Below are 15,899 nucleotides of genomic sequence, written 5' to 3'. Positions count from 1 at the left end.
GCACAGGCAGACAGGGATTATCGATGGATGCGTGTCAGAGAGAAATGAGCGAAGACCGAAGGCGGTTCAGCCCCGGACTGCCCAGGAGGGCAGAATTCTTTACCAAAGAAAAACCGGGGGACCCGGTAGCGGAATACCAGACGTCACTTCAAATACCCCCGCATCTCGTGTTCGCCGGTCGCGACACCGTGTCAAGTTGGCGCCGGAGAGCCGGTCGGCCAGATATCCTTGCACTCGGGTCGCTTGCATTTCAACAGTAACACCCACCCGCACCGGCCCTCAGCGCAATAACCGCAATTATGGGCGGTATTCGGCCACCGAGAAGGCGCCAACCTCGGCCTTTTCTGAGCACCCGTCAGACGACTGGTGATCCATTCCGTTTATTCGGAGCGGTGAATTCCGACAGATGGGCGGACGGGCCGTCCGGCCGACGTGACGGATGGGCGGCCGGTTCCACGGGGCCGGACCGACGAGCACCCGCCGGGCAGGCCCCGCACGGCCTTTCGACCGCTCGCACACGTCGCCGACCACGCCGGTCGAGGGTGGTCAGCGGCGATGTCGCCGCCCCCGCTCCCCCGCCCGCGGCAGCCCTGCGACGGGCTCCCCGGAGCCCGGGCGGCCGAGTCGGCGAACGCGGGAACCGGGCGCCGCCCGAAGGTCTCTTTCCGGTCACGGTGGCGGGCTCTTCTCGGAGTGCGAGATGTGCCGCGCACGGTTCGACGACTCGCCCTACCCCGCTTGGCCCGTACCGCCGGTACGCCCGTACCACCCGGGGGCCCGTACCACCCGGGAGCCCGTACCGCCCGGGAGCCCGTACCGCCCGGGAGCCCGTGTCGGCCGCGGCCCGCGTCCACCCGGGGCCCGCCCGCCCGCCAAAAAAGGGCCGCACTCTAGCAGAGGGTTCCCCGGGCGGGTACCCCAGCAAAGTGGGGGTTGTTGGCGCCACCACCGCCCCGGCAAGGTGCTCATTGCTGATCAGTCATGAGGAAGGCCGATACGGGGGGAGTCCGTGCATGTCCTGGATGACTCTGCTTCTGGAGCGGGGCCGGCAGCGATACGGCGAGCGGATCGCCATCCGCGACGGTGAACGGCACGTCACTTACGCGGAGTTGGACCGGCGGACCGACAGCCTGGCCACGGCCTTGCTGAAGCTGGGCGTCGAACGCGGCCACCGGGTCGCGGTGGTCTCGCACAACCGCCTCGAAGTGCTGGAGACCTACTTCGCCCTGGGCAAGGTCGGGGCGACCGCGGTGCCTCTGCATTACGGGGCCGTGGCCGAGGAAGTGGCCGCCGCCGTCCAGCGGTTCGAGGTCTCGGCGATCGTCGGCGAGGCGGGGCTCCCGGGCACCGCGGACCCCGGCGCGGGCCGTCCCGTACTGCTCTACGACAGCGATGAGTACCGGCGGGCCGTCACCTGCGACGCCGCCCTGCCGCCGGGTGACATACCCGACGACGAGCTGATGTTCATCCTGCAGACCTCCGCGACGACCGGGCGCCCCAAGGGCGTCTGCGTCGACCACCACTCGCTGCGGTCCGTGGCGCTGGGCTACCTGACCGACGTCCGGCCGGGCCCTGACCAGGTCTTCCTGCACTGTGGGCCGCTCTCCCACGGGGCGATGGTGATCCCGCTCATCTACCTGGCCGCCGGTGCGACGGTGGCGCTCATGCGCATGTTCAGCCCGCAGGAGTGCCTCGCCGCGATCCGCCGGGACCAGGTGACGCATCTGTTCCTGGTCCCGGACATGCTCCGGTTCCTGCTGAAGACCCGAGGACTTTCGTCGGCCGGGCCGACCACCCTTCAGGAGTTGATCTACGGAGCGGCGCCGATGCCGCGGCAACTCCTTCTCGACGCGCAGGTGTCGTTCGGCTGTGGCTTTCGCCAGCTGTACGGCCTGACGGAGGCGGGCGGCCCCGTGGTGACCCTTCCGCCCGCCGACCACGACTACACGCCGGGGGAAGCCCGGGGCCGGGCCGCGTCCATCGGCCGGGCGACCATGGGCACGGTGTTCCGCACCCTCGACGACCATGAACACCCCTCCCCCACCGGACGGACCGGCGAGCTTTGGGTGCGCAGCCCGGCCGTGATGCGCAGGTACTGGAAGGATCCCGAGGCGACGGCCGAGGTCCTGCGCGATGGCTGGATACGCACCGGTGATCTCGGCACGGTCGACGAGCAGGGATACATCCATCTCGCCGGGCGGGTGAAGGACGTCATCTTCCGCGGCGGCCAGAAGGTGTACCCGGCGGAGATCGAGCAGGTGCTCCTCGGCCATCCGGCCGTGCGCGAGGCGTGCGTGGTCGGAGTTCCGAGCGACGAGTGGGGCGAGCTCCCCGTCGCCTACGTGGTGGTGTCCCGGCAGGACACGGAGTTGACGGCAGCTTTACGGGACCTGGCGCGCCGGCACCTCGCCCGGTACAAGCGCCCGGAGGAGTTCCGGACCATTCCGGAACTGCCGCGAAATGCCGCCGGAAAGATCGACCGACGCTCGCTGCGAGAAACGGCGGCCGGGGAATCGGCCGGGGCCGCTCACCCGGAACTGAAGGAACGCATATGAGAAGTGCCAAGCTGGAACACGCTCTCGCCCGTCTCGAAACAATTCTCGTAGAAGTTTGGGACGAGTACCCCGGCGGAGGGCCTGTCGACCATGACGCCTCGCTCCTGAGTCTCGGGGTCGACTCGCTCACGCTGGTTATGTTGCTCGACAGGCTGGAGAGCGAGTTCCACGCCGAATGGGACCCGGACAGGCCTCCCTCCGCCTTCAGTTCGCTTCGGTCCCTTGCTGAATCCGTGACTTCGGAACAGCCGGATGGCGCGGCGCGAAAATGACTTACGGGCCGTCCGGCCCGAAAAATAACGACATGTAATTCCGGGTCGCCGTCCCGGCGGCCGACGCCTGCAGAAACCAGCAGAGGACTTCTCGTGGAACCCGTTCACACCGCTGTCGCCGGTCCAAGGCCGCTGCACGATGAGCGGCGCCACGTCGACAGAGACGACTTCCGATCGTTGATGAGCTCGTTCCCCACCGGTGTGACGGTCGTGACGAGCACCGGCCGGGACGACTCCCCCCGAGGCGTCACCTGTTCCTCCCTCAGCAGCGTCGCCGCCGCGCCGCCGACCCTGCTCGTCTGCCTGAAGACCCGCGGCAGCACCCTGGACGCGATCCGGGCGCGGGAGTGGTTCGCGGTGAACCTGCTGCACGCACGAGCGCGCACCACCGCGGAGGTCTTCTCGTCCCCCGTGGCGGACCGCTTCGCGCACGTCCCCTGGCGACCGGCGGGGACGGCGGGGCTGCCATGGCTGCACGAGGACGCCTTCGCCGTCGCGGAGTGCTCCGTCACCGGGCTGTACGCCGCCGGCGACCACACGGTCGTACTCGGTGAGGTGGCGGGTGTGGAGCTGCGGCCGGGCGTACCTCTGCTCTACGGGATGCGGGAGTTCTCGGCCTGGCCGGTCGGCCAGGCGGCCGGGACCGGGCCGACCCGGGCACCGGCCCGTAACGGGCCATCACCGCGCCGGGACCCGACCGGGGTCCGCGCCGCCCCACACTGATCGCGACCACCGACCACCGACCACCGATCACTGAGCACCGATCACTTGATCACTTGATCACCGACCCAGAGTGCTGCTGTCCGACCCGAGGGGATGCCGCGATGACCGCAACCGAGTCCGGCCCCGGACTGGCCGACCAGTCCGGCGACGCCGAGTCGACCCTGGCCTGGTTCCGGCGCATGAGGGCGGAGGACCCTGTCAGCCACGACGAGCGGGCCGGTGTCTGGCACGTCTTTCGGTACGCCGACGCGGAGCAGATCCTGGCCGACCCGACCACCTTCTCCTCCGACTTCAGCGACATCACCCCCGCGCAGGAGGACGTCGACCTCTTCACCCGGGGCAACCTCATCCGGAAGGATCCGCCCGACCACCGCAAGCTGCGCACCCTCGTCGGCAAGGCGTTCACTCCGCGTGTGGTGGCCCGGCTCGAACCCCGCATCATCGAGATCGCCGGTGAGCTGCTGGACGCGGTGAAGGGTTCGGACCGGATCGAGGTGGTCTCGGACCTGGCGTATCCGTTGCCGATCATCGTCATCACTGAGCTCCTGGGCATCCCGGCCGAGGACCGCGCGGTCTTCCGGCGCTGGGCCGAGGCCCTGGTGTCGCCGAGCGGCGGGGGCGGCGGACTGATCCCGAACGAGCAGCGCATTCGGTCCATGGCGGTGGTCATGCGAGAGATGAACCCGTACTGCCTGGACCACATCCGTTCCCGCCGGGCCAGGCCGAAGGACGACCTGATCAGCACGCTCGCGGCGGCGGAGGTGGACGGCCAGCGCCTGGCGGACGAGGAGATGGTCGGGTTCGTCAGCCTGCTGCTGCTCGCCGGCCACATCACCACGACTGTGCTGCTCGGGAACGTGCTCCTGTGTCTGAGCGAGCACCCCGAAGCCGCCGCGGCTCTGCGCTCCGATCCGAGTCAACTGCCCACCGCTGTCGAGGAGACGCTCCGCTACCGAGCGCCGCTGGCCCCGATGACGCGGCGGACCACGCGGGAGGTCGTGATCGACGGACGCGTCGTTCCGGCGGGCGAGATCATCGTCACCTGGCTGTCCTCGGCCAACCGGGACGAGCGGGTCTTCCCCGACCCGGACCGCTTCGACTTCCGCCGCGCTCCCAACCCCCATCTGAGTTTCGGGCACGGGATCCACTTCTGCGTGGGGGCTCCGCTGGCCCGGCTGGAGACCCGGATCGCCCTGGAACTGGCGCTCGACCGCTGGAGCGAGTTCTCGGCCGGTCCGGACGTCGAGTTCCACGACGCGCGGGGCATTTTCGGCCCCAAGCGCCTTCCGTTGCACCTGCGCTGGACCTGAGCCGGGCCCATCCGCCCCCGGCCTCCCGGGGCCCCGGCGGTGCGCACCACCTGGGCCGTGTGGACCAGAGAGAAAGGACGAACCGGACATGGCAACGACCGCCGACCCGACCGAACACACGCTGGACCTACCGGGCACGCGTCTGTGCTACGAGACCAGCGGAACGGGCCCTCTGCTCCTGCTGGTCGGCGCGCCCATGGGCAGTAGGGGATTCGCGACCATCACCCCGCTCCTCGCCCAGCATTTCACCGTCGTCACCTACGACCCCCGCGGCATCCTGCGCAGCACCGTGGAGGGTCCGGACGCGGAGGTGACGCTCGACCTGCTGACCGACGACGTCCACCACCTGTTGGCGGCGCTCGGCAGCGAGCCGGCGTACGTCTTCGGCAGCAGCGGCGGAGCCTCCATCGGGCTCGCGCTGCTCGCCCGGTACCCCGAGCAGGTCCGCGCACTGGTCGCCCACGAGGCGCCGCTGGTCGAACTACTGCCGGACAGCGAGCAGTTGAGTTCCTCGCTGGAAGAGGTGTGTCAGACCTACGCCGACGACGGCCGCAACGAGGCGCTGAAGAAGTACGCCGCCTTGACCGGCGTCGAGCGTTTCTCCCGGCCGCCCGGCGGCGGGCGGCACGAGGTGACCGACCTGGAGTCGTTCACCCCGCCGGCCGACGTACGAGCCATCCTCGACCGGTTCTTCCTGCACATCCTGCGCCCCACCGCCCTCTACCGTCCCGACTTGTCCGCGCTGCGGGCCGTGTCCGCCCGCATCGTGGTGGCGGGCGGCACTACCTCCAAGGGGCAGCTCTCCCACCGATCCTCGACCGCCCTCGCCGGGGAACTCGGCACCGCGCTCGTCGACTTCCCCGGCGACCACACCGGCTTCCAGGGCGAGCCCGAGCCCTTCGTCTCCCTCCTGCGCCAGGTGCTCATGGAAACGGCCTGAGCCGACGCAGTGTCATCGACCGAGTACTGCACCTGGAGTGACTCATGACCGATGTGACCTACTCGGAATACCTGCGGGCGGACACCCTGCTCTCGCTCCAGCGGCCGCGCTCGTCGGACTCGGCCGACCGCGCGGTGGTACTGGCCGAGCACTTCTTCATCGTCGCGCACCAGTCCTGCGAGCTGTGGCTCAAGCAGCTGATCGCGGATCTCGAGGCCGTGGTGGACACGCTCGCGTCCGAGTCCGGTACGGCTGACGCCGAGCTGAGCGTGGAGCTGCTGCGCCGGTCGGACGGCCTGCTCCGGGTGCTGCACGAGCAGGTCCTGGTCCTCGAACGCCTCCCGCTTCGGCACTTCGTGCAGTTTCGTCCCTTCCTCGGCAACGCGAGCGGGGCCCAGTCCGAGCAGTTCGCCGTGCTCGCCCGGTTGATCGGCAACGACCGGCGGGCGGGCGCGCTGTACAAGGCGTTCGTGGCCGCAGCGGCACGCGCCGGCCTCTCGGTGGCGCAGGTGTGCCGCCTGGGGCCCGAAGCCGGCGAGTTGCACCGGGTCGCCGAGGCGCTGCTGGACGTCGGCGACGGCCTGTGGCGGTGGAAGGTCGCCCATCTCGGTCTGATGTCGAGGATGGTCGGCGGGGAGCAGGGCACGGGCGGCAGCAGCGGCATCGACTACCTGCTCCGCCGGATCACCCTGCCCTTCTCCGAACTCCGCTCCCATCGGGGGCGGTTGCACACGGCCGAGTTCGCCGGAAGCGCGGGCTGAGGCATTCCCATAGTCAATGGAAAACCGAGGAGAAGACCAATGATGTCCAGCGTGGTGATCGTCGGTGGCGGTACCGCGGGTTGGATGACCGCCACCTACCTCAAAGCGGCGCTCGGCGAGCAGATCGACGTGACGCTCGTCGAGTCGAAGAACGTCTCGACGATCGGCGTGGGCGAGGCCACGTTCAGCACCGTCCGGCACTTCTTCCAGTTCCTCGGCCTGGCCGAGCACGAGTGGATGCCGGAGTGCCACGCCTCGTACAAGCTCGGCATCCGTTTTGAGAACTGGCGGGAGGAAGGGCACTACTTCTACCACCCGTTCGAACGGCCGCGAACCGTGCGGGGTTACTCGCTCGCCGACTGGTGGCTGCACATGCGCCCAAGTGACCGTTTCGACCGCGACGCCTCCGTGCTGTCCGCGCTGTGCGACGCGAAGGCCTCCCCCAAGGACCTCGACGGAACCATGCTCGACCTGGACGCGGCGGTGGGCGACGCGGATCCCCACGGCGCGATGCCGTCCGGGCAGCCCACGCAGTTCCCCTACGCCTACCACTTCGACGCCACCTTGCTGGCGAAGTTCCTCACCAGGTACGGGACCAAGCGCGGTGTCCGGCACGTCCTCGACGACGTCCTCGACGTACGCCTCGACGACGACGGATCCATCAAGAACGTCCTCACCAAGGATCACGGAGAGCTCGACGGCGACCTGTTCGTCGACTGCACCGGATTCCGCGGTCTGCTGCTGAACCAGGCACTGGGCGTGCCGTTCGTCTCGTACCAGGACAGCCTGCCCAACGACAGCGCGGTGGCTCTGCGGGTGCCGGTGGACGTGGCGGCGCGGGGCATGCGCCCGTGCACCACGGCCACCGCCCAGGACGCCGGCTGGATCTGGACGATCCCGCTGCTCGACCGGCTGGGCACCGGCTACGTATACGCCAGTGACTACTGCTCGCCGGAGGAGGCCGAGCGGACCCTGCGGAAGTTCGTCGGCCCGGCGGCGGCGGACCTGTCGGCCAACCACATCCGGATGCGGATCGGGCGCAGCTCGCAGTCCTGGGCGAAGAACTGCGTGGCGATCGGCCTCTCCAGCGGATTCGTCGAGCCGCTCGAGTCGACCGGCATCTTCTTCATCCAGAACAGCATCGAGCAGCTGGTCCGGCACCTCCCCGGCAGCCGGGACGACGAGCAGCTGCGGGAGGCGTACAACCGGCAGGTCGGCCGCGTCATGGACGGCGTGCGCGAGTTCCTCGTCCTGCACTATTACGCCGCCGCCCGCAACGACAACCAGTACTGGCGGGACGCCAAGACCCGCGAGATCCCCGAGGGACTCGCCGAGCGCATCGAGCAGTGGCGTACCAAACTGCCCGACGAGGACTCGGTCTACCCCTACTTTCACGGCTTCGAGCCCTACTCGTACTCCGCGATGCTCCTCGGGCTCGGTGGAGTGCCGACCCGGTCGCTGCCGGTGCTCTCGAAGCTCGACGACACCGAGGCGGTCAAGGAGTTCGATCTGGTACGCCGGCAGGCGCAGACCCTGGTCGACCGGCTGCCCAGCCAGTACGCCTACCTGGCGCACCAGCAGGCCGCCGCCGAGGGCCGGACCTCGCCCTGATGGAGCGTCGTCGAGACCGCAAGCCGAACAGATTCGTGAGGTCGCTGATCAGATTCCTGAAGTCACTGCAGCCGGGGCTGGTCGCTCTCGGCGCGTTCTGGGGCCTCAACCCGCCGTTCAGGTGGGGTACGGAGGCGGAGCCGGACCCTCCGCGGCAGTCCTCCCTTCCCCGCCCCTCCTGCGAGCCGGGTCATCCGGAGCGCCTCGTCCCGCACCAGCCGCTCACTCCGGCCGAGTGGGCGCTGTGGAGCCAGCTCACCTTCGGCGCCCTCGGAGACCAGGAACCGGGCCACGCCGACCGGCCGCACTGACCGCCCTGTCCGCACGCGGTGCTCGATGACGAACACATTCCCTGTGGGAGAAGGACCTGATGGTAAGTCAGCACAGCTCGGCGGCCTCGTTGCCGGCCGGTACCGAAGGGCGGGTCATGCCGGCCCGGCCGAGAGGCTTCTGCGCGGGCGTGCGCCGCGCCATCGGCATCGTGGAGCGCGCTCTGGACCTGCACGGCGCGCCGGTCTACGTACGCAAGGAGATCGTCCACAACCACTACATCGTCTCCGAACTGGAGAAGCGGGGCGCGCTCTTCGTCGACAGCGAGGAGGAGGTGCCCGAGGGCGCTGTCTGCGTGTTCTCGGCGCACGGGGTCTCTCCCGCGGTCCGGTCCCAGGCCGACCGGCGGGGCCTGGGGGTGATCGACGCCACCTGCCCGCTGGTCGCAAAGGTGCACCAGGAGGCACTGCGGTTCGTCCGCGACGGCCGGATCATCCTGCTGGTCGGCCATGCGGGACACGAAGAGGTCGAAGGGGTCCTCGGCGAGGCTCCCAAGCGCACCCTCGTGGTCGAGACGGCCGAGGACGTACGAGGTCTCGACCTGGCCGACGACACGCCGGTGGCCTATCTCACCCAGACCACCCTGTCGTTCGACGAGACCGCGCGCGTGGTCCAGGAGCTGCACCGGCGGTTCACCGACATGGTCGGCCCGCACGACGGCGACATCTGTTACGCCAGCCAGAATCGCCAGAACGCGATCAAGGAGCTGGCCGGCCACAACGACCTGATCCTGGTCGTCGGTTCCCGCAACTCCAGCAACTCGCTGCGCATGGTGGAGGTGGCCAGGGAACACGGGTGCGCCGCGCACTTGGTCCCGGACGCCACGCACCTGGACGAGCGGTGGCTGGCGGGTGTGTCGAGCATCGGGATCAGCTCGGGGGCCAGCGCCCCGGAGATCCTGGTCAGCCAGCTGATCGACCGGCTGGCAGCGCTCGGCTACGGCAAGGCCGAGGTCCAGCAGGGCGCCGTCGAGGACGTCGTCTTCTCCCTGCCGGGGCAGCTGGCCGACCCGGTCACCGGCCGGGTACCGCGCACTCCCCTGGCCGACGAGGTGCGCTGATGTCGACCGTCGCGCACGACCACACGGCAGGCTCGCCGCACGCGGCGCAGGCGGAAAGCCACGCCGTGCCGCCCCTGGAGGAACTCGGCGGACCGGCCGGGCTGCGGGCCCTGTCCCCCGGCCAGTCCCGTGAACTCGCGGGGAACATCAGGGAGTTCATGGTGGACACGGTCACCCGCACCGGCGGGCACCTCGGGCCCAGCCTGGGGGTCGTCGAGCTGTCGATCGCGCTGCACCGGGTCTTCGACTCCCCCAAGGACCGGATCCTCTGGGACACCGGGCACCAGGCCTACGTCCACAAGATCCTCACCGACCGCGCCGGAGGCTTCGCCACCCTCCGGCAGGCGGGCGGCCTCTCCGGCTACCCGTCCCGCCAGGAGTCCGAGCACGACGTCATCGAGAACTCGCACGCCTCGACCGTACTGTCCTGGGCGGACGGGCTGGCCCGGGCGCACCGCCTCCGCGGCGTCACGGACCGCGTCGTGGCGGTGATCGGGGACGGCGCGCTGACCGGCGGCATGGCCTGGGAGGCCCTCAACAACATCGCGGCGGCACCGGACCGGCCGGTGATCGTCGTACTCAACGACAACACCCGGTCCTACGCCCCCACCGCCGGCGCGCTCGCCGACCACCTCGCGGCGCTGCGCGGTCCCGACGCGCCGCGGGCTCTGTTCGAGCAGCTCGGACTCGCCTACGTGGGGCCGGTCGACGGGCACGACATCGCCGTACTGGAGGAGGCGCTGCGCCGGGCGGCCGCGCTCGGCAGGCCCGTCGTCGTCCACTGCGTCACCGAGAAGGGCCGCGGCCACGCCCCGGCCGAGCAGGACGAGGCGGACCGGTTCCATGCCGTCCGCGCCCGGCCCGTGCCCGGCGCGGGCCGGGACCGCTCACCCTCGTGGACGTCGGTCTTCGGCGAGGTCCTGGCCGAACTCGGTGAGACCCGGCAGGACATCGTGGCGATCACCGCGGCGATGCTCGCCCCGACCGGTCTGAGCGAGTTCGCCCGACGGTACCCGGACCGCACCATCGACGTCGGCATCGCCGAGCAGCATGCGGTGACCGCGGCGGCGGGCCTGGCCTTCGGCGGGCTGCACCCGGTGGTGGCGGTGTACGCGACCTTCCTCAACCGGGCCTTCGACCAGCTCCTGCTCGACACCGCCCTGCACCACGCCCCAGTGACCTTCGTCCTGGACCGCGCGGGCGTGACCGGCGACGACGGCCCCTCCCACCACGGGATGTGGGACCTTTCGCTGCTCCAGCTCGTCCCGGGCCTACGGGCGGCCGCGCCGCGTGACGCCGCCACCTTGCGGCGAGCCCTGCGGGAAGCGGTCTGCCTGCACGACGGGCCCACCGCCGTGCGCTTCCCCAAGGGCGGCGCCGGCAAGGACATCCCAGCGATCGAGAGCATCGGCTGCGTGGACGTCCTGCGGCGCGGCACGGAGGCGGATGTCCTCCTCGTCTCCGTGGGCGCCATGGCCGGGGCGTGTCTGGACGCGGCCGACCGGCTGGCCGGACACGGCTTCGGGGTCACCGTCATCGACCCGCGCTGGGTCAAGCCCGTACCGCCCACCGTGGTCGAGCTCGGTCTGCGCCACGCACTGGTCGCCACCGTCGAGGACAGCGGCCGGGCCGGTGGCGCCGGGCAGGCGATCGCCCAGGCGCTGGCCGACGCCGGAGCAGCGACGCCTGTCCGCACCTTCGGCCTGCCGCAGGACTTCCTGGAGCACGGCTCGCGGGCCGACATCCTGGCGCGCTGCGGACTAACGGGGCAGGGCATCGCCCGTGCCGTGGCCGAGCTGCGGCGACCGGGCAAGTCGCCGGCTGCGCACCATTCCTGATCCACCGACGAAGCGAAAGGCCAAGATGTCATGCCGGTAGCGCTCGGAATCCCGTCCGTACCGACGAAGCTTGCCGACCGGAGGGTCAGTCGCAAGATCCAGGTCGGTTCGGTGACGGTAGGCGGGGACGCACCGGTGTCGGTGCAGTCGATGACGACGACGCGTACGTCCGATATCGGTGCCACGTTGCAGCAGATCGCGGAGCTGACGGCTTCGGGTTGCCAGATCGTGCGGGTGGCGTGCCCTACGCAGGATGATGCGGATGCGTTGCCGATCATTGCCCAGAAGTCGCCGATCCCGGTGATCGCGGACATTCATTTCCAGCCGAAGTATGTTTTCGCGGCGATCGACGCGGGCTGTGCGGCGGTGCGGGTGAACCCGGGCAATATCAAGCAGTTCGATGACAAGGTCAAGGAGATCGCGCGTGCCGCCAAGGATGCGGGGACGCCGATCCGGATCGGGGTCAACGCGGGTTCGCTGGACGCGCGGGTGTTGAAGAAGTACGGCAAGGCGACGCCCGAGGCGCTCGTCGAGTCGGCGCTGTGGGAGGCCTCGTTGTTCGAGGAGCATGATTTCCGGGACATCAAGATCTCGGTCAAGCACAACGATCCGGTGGTGATGGTCAATGCCTACCGCCGACTCGCCGCCGCCTGTGATTATCCGCTGCATCTTGGGGTAACGGAGGCGGGGCCTGCTTTCCAGGGCACGATCAAGTCGGCGGTCGCGTTCGGTGCGCTGCTTTCGGAGGGCATCGGCGACACGATCCGTGTCTCCCTGTCGGCCCCGCCGGCCGAGGAGATCAAGGTGGGCATCCAGATTCTGGAATCCCTCAACCTCCGTCAGCGTCGCCTGGAGATCGTCTCGTGCCCGTCCTGTGGTCGGGCCCAGGTAGATGTCTACAAGCTGGCGGAGGAGGTCACCGCGGGCCTCGACGGCATGGAGGCCCCGCTCCGCGTCGCGGTGATGGGCTGTGTGGTGAACGGCCCGGGCGAGGCCCGCGAGGCCGACCTCGGTGTCGCCTCCGGCAACGGCAAGGGACAGATCTTCGTCAAGGGCGAGGTCATCAAGACCGTCCCCGAGTCCAAGATCGTGGAGACCCTCATCGACGAGGCGATGAAGATCGCCGAACAGATGGAAAAGGACGGCGTAGCCTCCGGCGAGCCCACGATCGCGGTAGCGGTCTGACGGGCCGCCCGGCCGCTTGGCTCGCGTAGCGCGGAACCGAGGAAGGAACCCACCATGACGTACGTCATCGCCCAGCCCTGCGTGGATGTGAAGGACAAGGCCTGCGTCGAGGAATGCCCCGTGGACTGCGTCTACGAGGGCCAACGGTCGATGTACATCCACCCGGACGAATGCGTCGACTGCGAGCCGGTCTGCCCGGTAGAGGCGATCTACTACGAGGACGACACCCCGGCGGAGTGGACCGAGTACCGCACGGCGAACGCCGAGTTCTTCACCGACCTCGGCTCACCCGGCGGCGCCGCCAACCAGGGCCTGGTCGAACACGACCATCCCATCATCGCGGGGCTGCCCGTCCGGACCGAGTAGGCGGACTGACTGTTCGTCATGTCTGTGCCCCGCACTGCTGGGACGGGCCTGAGCGGGGAGACCTGCCACAGATGGCGGACGGCGCCTTCTTTCGCTACGGGCCGAAACCACCCAGTTCGCCCGGACCCCGTCAGGGTGCAGCCGCCGGGCGAGCAGAGCTGGCAGATTTCGTCAAGATTCCGCAAAGCCAGACCTCCGGAACCACGCCTTCCGCCTCATTGACCTGCGCGATCAGTCGACTGACGCCCCGTCAGAACGAGCGTCATTTGAGCGTCACGAGCGTCGTTTCAGCGTCAAGATACCGCCCGTAACGCCCACAGCGCACATCATGCACACCGCCTGAACCCGCAGGTCAGGCGCCCTTTGCCACCGGTTCAAGGATCGCCACACACTCCACATGGTGCGTCATTGGAAACACGTCGATCTGGTCGCAATGCGACGGCTCACTGGCCTTGGCCTGTCTGCACGCGTCAACGATGCCGCTCTTCGGCGGTCGGGTGCTCGCGGCCACAGAGGACGGCGACGGGAAAGTTGGTGATGCCGCCCTCGGAGGTGTATCAGCGCCACTGCTCGGGTGCGGCAGACGGTTCAGCGATCCGGAAGAGGTAGGTGCCCTGTCCGTCACACCCACCGGGAAGAGGGAACTGACCGGGGCACCTGACCACGCCCGCACCCGTTCCGAGGTCCCCCTGTGCATGTGATGCTGCTGGGGGGACGACGAGCTGGCGCCCGTCCCGCAGGAGGCAACCCAGCTGGCGGACCCCGGCGTCCTTATGCACAGGATGTCGGCCGACACGACACCCACGCCACAGGGAACAGGACATGCGATGAGCGACAAGGCCCGGACTCTCTTCGACGCGCTCGACCTCGACCAGGACGGCACCCTCACACGTGCTGAGGTCGTCGGTGCCCTCCGGGCCAAGGGCCCGACCCTCGCCGCACAAGGAGTGATCCCCTTCTGGGGCGTGGGGACCGCCGACGACGCCTCGGCCCTGTTCGACGAGGCCGACCAGAACGGCGACCGCGTCCTGACGTTCGAAGAGTTCGCCGCCTTGGTCAACCGCCGCTTCGGCTGGTGACGCCCCGCCCCGGATGGCACGCACGTTCTCCCCCAGGGACCGGAAGCGCGGACAAAGGACGTCGGGCGCGAGACGGACTCCGAGGGCACCCTATGGATGAGCCGCTAGTTCTGGGGCAAGTGGGTCTTGGCATCCTCGTAGGTCGCCTCGCCGGGTGCGGCGGCCAAGGCGTAGAAGAGGTTCAGTACACCGGTCCGGAAGATCTCGGCGGACACCAGGTCCAGCAGGATTAGCGTCGCGTCCTGCTCGAAGAGGCGCATGCCGTGGCGAACGGCGATCGGGTGCACCAGGAGGTTCAGTTCGCCTAGAGCCCGGCGGCCACCAACTGGCGTACGACGGAGGCCGAGCCGCTGATCCAGATCGGCGTGCCCGTCTCCGGCTCATTCTTCAGAGCGGTGACCGCTGCGGTGAGTTCAGCGACGAGCAGCTCGCCGCCCCCATTTCATCGTTGAAGTAGGGGAAGTGCCACCGGTCGGGCGCTTCGACGACACCGTCGAGCGAGATGAACAGCTGCGCCTGATCTTCCTCATGCCGGCCTCCGTGGCTGGTGGTCGGTCCGTCCTCGTACGTACCCATCCAAGGAGACACGGCGCTCTGGTGCTCTACGACTCCCCGGCGGCGGGCCGGTGGACTACCGTCCGGACCGCCATGGCAGCTATGGGCCGGCCCGGAGACCAGCTGCCGACCAACTCGTTGATGTCCGGGGTCGACGGGAAGCCTCCTGCGGCACGACCGCGATGGCTCTCCTCCAAGCGAGCGCGCAGCCGGAGGGCACCAAGATCCGGACCATTCCCGGACCGCCTCATCCACCAAGAGGATGAGTGTCTAGACGGCGAAAAGGCGCCTGACCAGGGCAGATGACCGCCAGGCGCCCGTCTCGGCGCACACCTAAGCGGCGAGTCGAAACATGTCCTCACTCCCGATATCTCCCAACGGTATCCCAGCTCGGATGCTCTGTCCGGCTTGGCGCGCGCACCCCGCGGGGTCAACGCCGGAGGCCAACCAGAACGAGATGCCGGCGTGGCGTAGCTCGAGCAACATGCGGACGAGCACGGAGGGATCGGCACCGGTCGCGTGGCCTTGGCTGCCCGCCGTTTCAGGGAGTGAATCTCGTGGACAGCGCCATCGTCCGTCCACTCCTTACCGGCAGTCACAACGCCGCCCTCAGGTCAGAGGGCCCCAGCCGCGCGTCGGCAGACAGCACTGGGATTTCTGCAGGTGGATGACCTCAGCTGAGCCCATGGTGGCGTAGTACGTGCAGCAGAAGACCGCGTACAGATGAGGGCTACGGCCGGGTAGGGCTTTGACTGAGGCGAGCAGTCTGGCGGCCTGGTCGTCGGCGGACCCGATGCATCGGACTCTGGCCGGCCGGGCACGGTCGACCGGGCTTGGCCCGCTTTTGGGCCCCGCCGAGCGGCCCTCACGTGGCTGGAGTCGATCACCGCCCGCGACGAGTCCAGTTGCTTCGCCCCCCGCCTTTGTGCCCGCTGCTTGCTCCGTTGGGTTCCCGCCCATGCAGTGAGTCGGGTGACGCCGATTCGCCTGCTCCCAAGTCGGCTTTCAACAGGCGTTGCTTCCTCGGCGGGGAGCCCGAGGAAGCGATGCGGGAGGGGGAAAGCGAGTTGGGCTGCCTAGTGCGTTGGCCACGAACGTTGACCGGGTCTGGTGACACACCGGTGACTGTTCGCGGTGTCGGGGTCTGACGGCCTCACTCTCGCTGGCAATGTGGTTGCCGATGAGAGTGAGGTCTTGAATGGCAGAGCCGGTCAGGGCACGGCGGTTGACTGATCAAGAGGGACAGCGACTGCAACAGATCGTCCGGCGGGGCCGCCACGAGTCGGTGCGGGTCCGTCGGGCACTGATCATCAT

The 15,899-nt window shown here is 69.1% G+C and carries 15 protein-coding genes and 1 pseudogene; 14 read left to right on the top strand and 2 right to left on the bottom strand.

Annotation, left to right across the window (positions count from 1 at the left end):
* Nucleotides 1-1,013: 1,013 nt before the first annotated feature.
* From J7E89_RS28785 to J7E89_RS28725, 13 genes are all read left to right on the top strand, one after another.
* A complete protein-coding gene (locus tag J7E89_RS28785; RefSeq protein WP_214977380.1) occupies nt 1,014-2,555 on the top strand; it encodes a class I adenylate-forming enzyme family protein in 1,542 nt (513 codons plus the stop codon).
* Nucleotides 2,552-2,827 carry an acyl carrier protein gene (locus tag J7E89_RS42480; protein WP_214977379.1) on the top strand — a complete coding sequence of 92 codons (276 nt, stop codon included), beginning with the start codon at nt 2,552-2,554 and terminating at the stop codon, nt 2,825-2,827. The genes J7E89_RS28785 and J7E89_RS42480 overlap by 4 nt, the downstream gene beginning before the upstream one ends.
* Nucleotides 2,828-3,007: 180 nt before the next feature.
* Nucleotides 3,008-3,550 carry a flavin reductase family protein gene (locus tag J7E89_RS28775; protein ID WP_214977378.1) on the top strand — a complete coding sequence of 181 codons (543 nt, stop codon included), beginning with the start codon at nt 3,008-3,010 and terminating at the stop codon, nt 3,548-3,550.
* 101 nt (nt 3,551-3,651) lie between these two features.
* Nucleotides 3,652-4,860: a cytochrome P450 gene (locus J7E89_RS28770; RefSeq protein ID WP_214977377.1), complete on the top strand. Its 1,209-nt coding sequence runs from the start codon at nt 3,652-3,654 to the stop codon at nt 4,858-4,860.
* An 88-nt stretch (nt 4,861-4,948) separates the two neighbouring features.
* On the top strand, nt 4,949-5,800 hold the full coding sequence (locus J7E89_RS28765) for an alpha/beta fold hydrolase (RefSeq protein ID WP_214977376.1): 852 nt from the start codon (nt 4,949-4,951) through the stop codon (nt 5,798-5,800).
* 44 nt (nt 5,801-5,844) lie between these two features.
* Entirely contained in the window at nt 5,845-6,561 is a 717-nt protein-coding gene (locus J7E89_RS28760) for a tryptophan 2,3-dioxygenase family protein (protein ID WP_214977375.1), read from the top strand.
* A gap of 39 nt (nt 6,562-6,600) precedes the next feature.
* Nucleotides 6,601-8,172: a tryptophan halogenase family protein gene (locus tag J7E89_RS28755; RefSeq protein WP_214977374.1), complete on the top strand. Its 1,572-nt coding sequence runs from the start codon at nt 6,601-6,603 to the stop codon at nt 8,170-8,172.
* Nucleotides 8,172-8,483, top strand: a complete 312-nt coding sequence (locus tag J7E89_RS28750) for a DUF6059 family protein (RefSeq protein WP_214977373.1) — start codon at nt 8,172-8,174, stop codon at nt 8,481-8,483. Before J7E89_RS28755 ends, J7E89_RS28750 begins: the two co-directional genes overlap by 1 nt.
* A 116-nt stretch (nt 8,484-8,599) precedes the next feature.
* The gene (ispH, locus tag J7E89_RS28745; protein ID WP_251061228.1) at nt 8,600-9,562 is read left to right on the top strand and encodes a 4-hydroxy-3-methylbut-2-enyl diphosphate reductase; all 963 of its coding nucleotides are present in this window, start codon (nt 8,600-8,602) and stop codon (nt 9,560-9,562) included.
* A 65-nt stretch (nt 9,563-9,627) separates the two neighbouring features.
* The gene (locus tag J7E89_RS28740; protein WP_214977398.1) at nt 9,628-11,400 is read left to right on the top strand and encodes a 1-deoxy-D-xylulose-5-phosphate synthase; all 1,773 of its coding nucleotides are present in this window, start codon (nt 9,628-9,630) and stop codon (nt 11,398-11,400) included.
* Nucleotides 11,401-11,430: 30 nt separating this feature from the next.
* Nucleotides 11,431-12,585 carry a flavodoxin-dependent (E)-4-hydroxy-3-methylbut-2-enyl-diphosphate synthase gene (ispG, locus tag J7E89_RS28735; protein WP_214977371.1) on the top strand — a complete coding sequence of 385 codons (1,155 nt, stop codon included), beginning with the start codon at nt 11,431-11,433 and terminating at the stop codon, nt 12,583-12,585.
* A gap of 54 nt (nt 12,586-12,639) precedes the next feature.
* Nucleotides 12,640-12,951 carry a ferredoxin gene (fdxA, locus tag J7E89_RS28730; RefSeq protein WP_214977370.1) on the top strand — a complete coding sequence of 104 codons (312 nt, stop codon included), beginning with the start codon at nt 12,640-12,642 and terminating at the stop codon, nt 12,949-12,951.
* 827 nt (nt 12,952-13,778) lie between these two features.
* On the top strand, nt 13,779-14,030 hold the full coding sequence (locus tag J7E89_RS28725) for an EF-hand domain-containing protein (protein ID WP_214977369.1): 252 nt from the start codon (nt 13,779-13,781) through the stop codon (nt 14,028-14,030).
* A gap of 104 nt (nt 14,031-14,134) precedes the next feature.
* On the opposite strand, the gene J7E89_RS41205 is transcribed toward J7E89_RS28725, so the two are convergent.
* Together J7E89_RS41205 and J7E89_RS41200 are read right to left on the bottom strand one after the other, a co-directional pair.
* On the bottom strand, nt 14,135-14,317 hold the full coding sequence (locus J7E89_RS41205) for a hypothetical protein (RefSeq protein ID WP_251061226.1): 183 nt from the start codon (nt 14,315-14,317) through the stop codon (nt 14,135-14,137).
* Between the two features lie 100 nt (nt 14,318-14,417).
* Entirely contained in the window at nt 14,418-14,606 is a 189-nt protein-coding gene (locus J7E89_RS41200) for a hypothetical protein (protein ID WP_251061225.1), read from the bottom strand.
* A gap of 1,177 nt (nt 14,607-15,783) precedes the next feature.
* Between J7E89_RS41200 and J7E89_RS41195 the strand changes: the two are divergent.
* Nucleotides 15,784-15,899, top strand: a pseudogene (locus tag J7E89_RS41195) (IS630 family transposase); the annotation flags it as partial.

The organism is Streptomyces sp. ISL-100, from assembly GCF_018614615.1.
Classification (GTDB): domain Bacteria; phylum Actinomycetota; class Actinomycetes; order Streptomycetales; family Streptomycetaceae; genus Streptomyces.
This window is presented reverse-complemented; position numbering and strand designations above follow the sequence as displayed.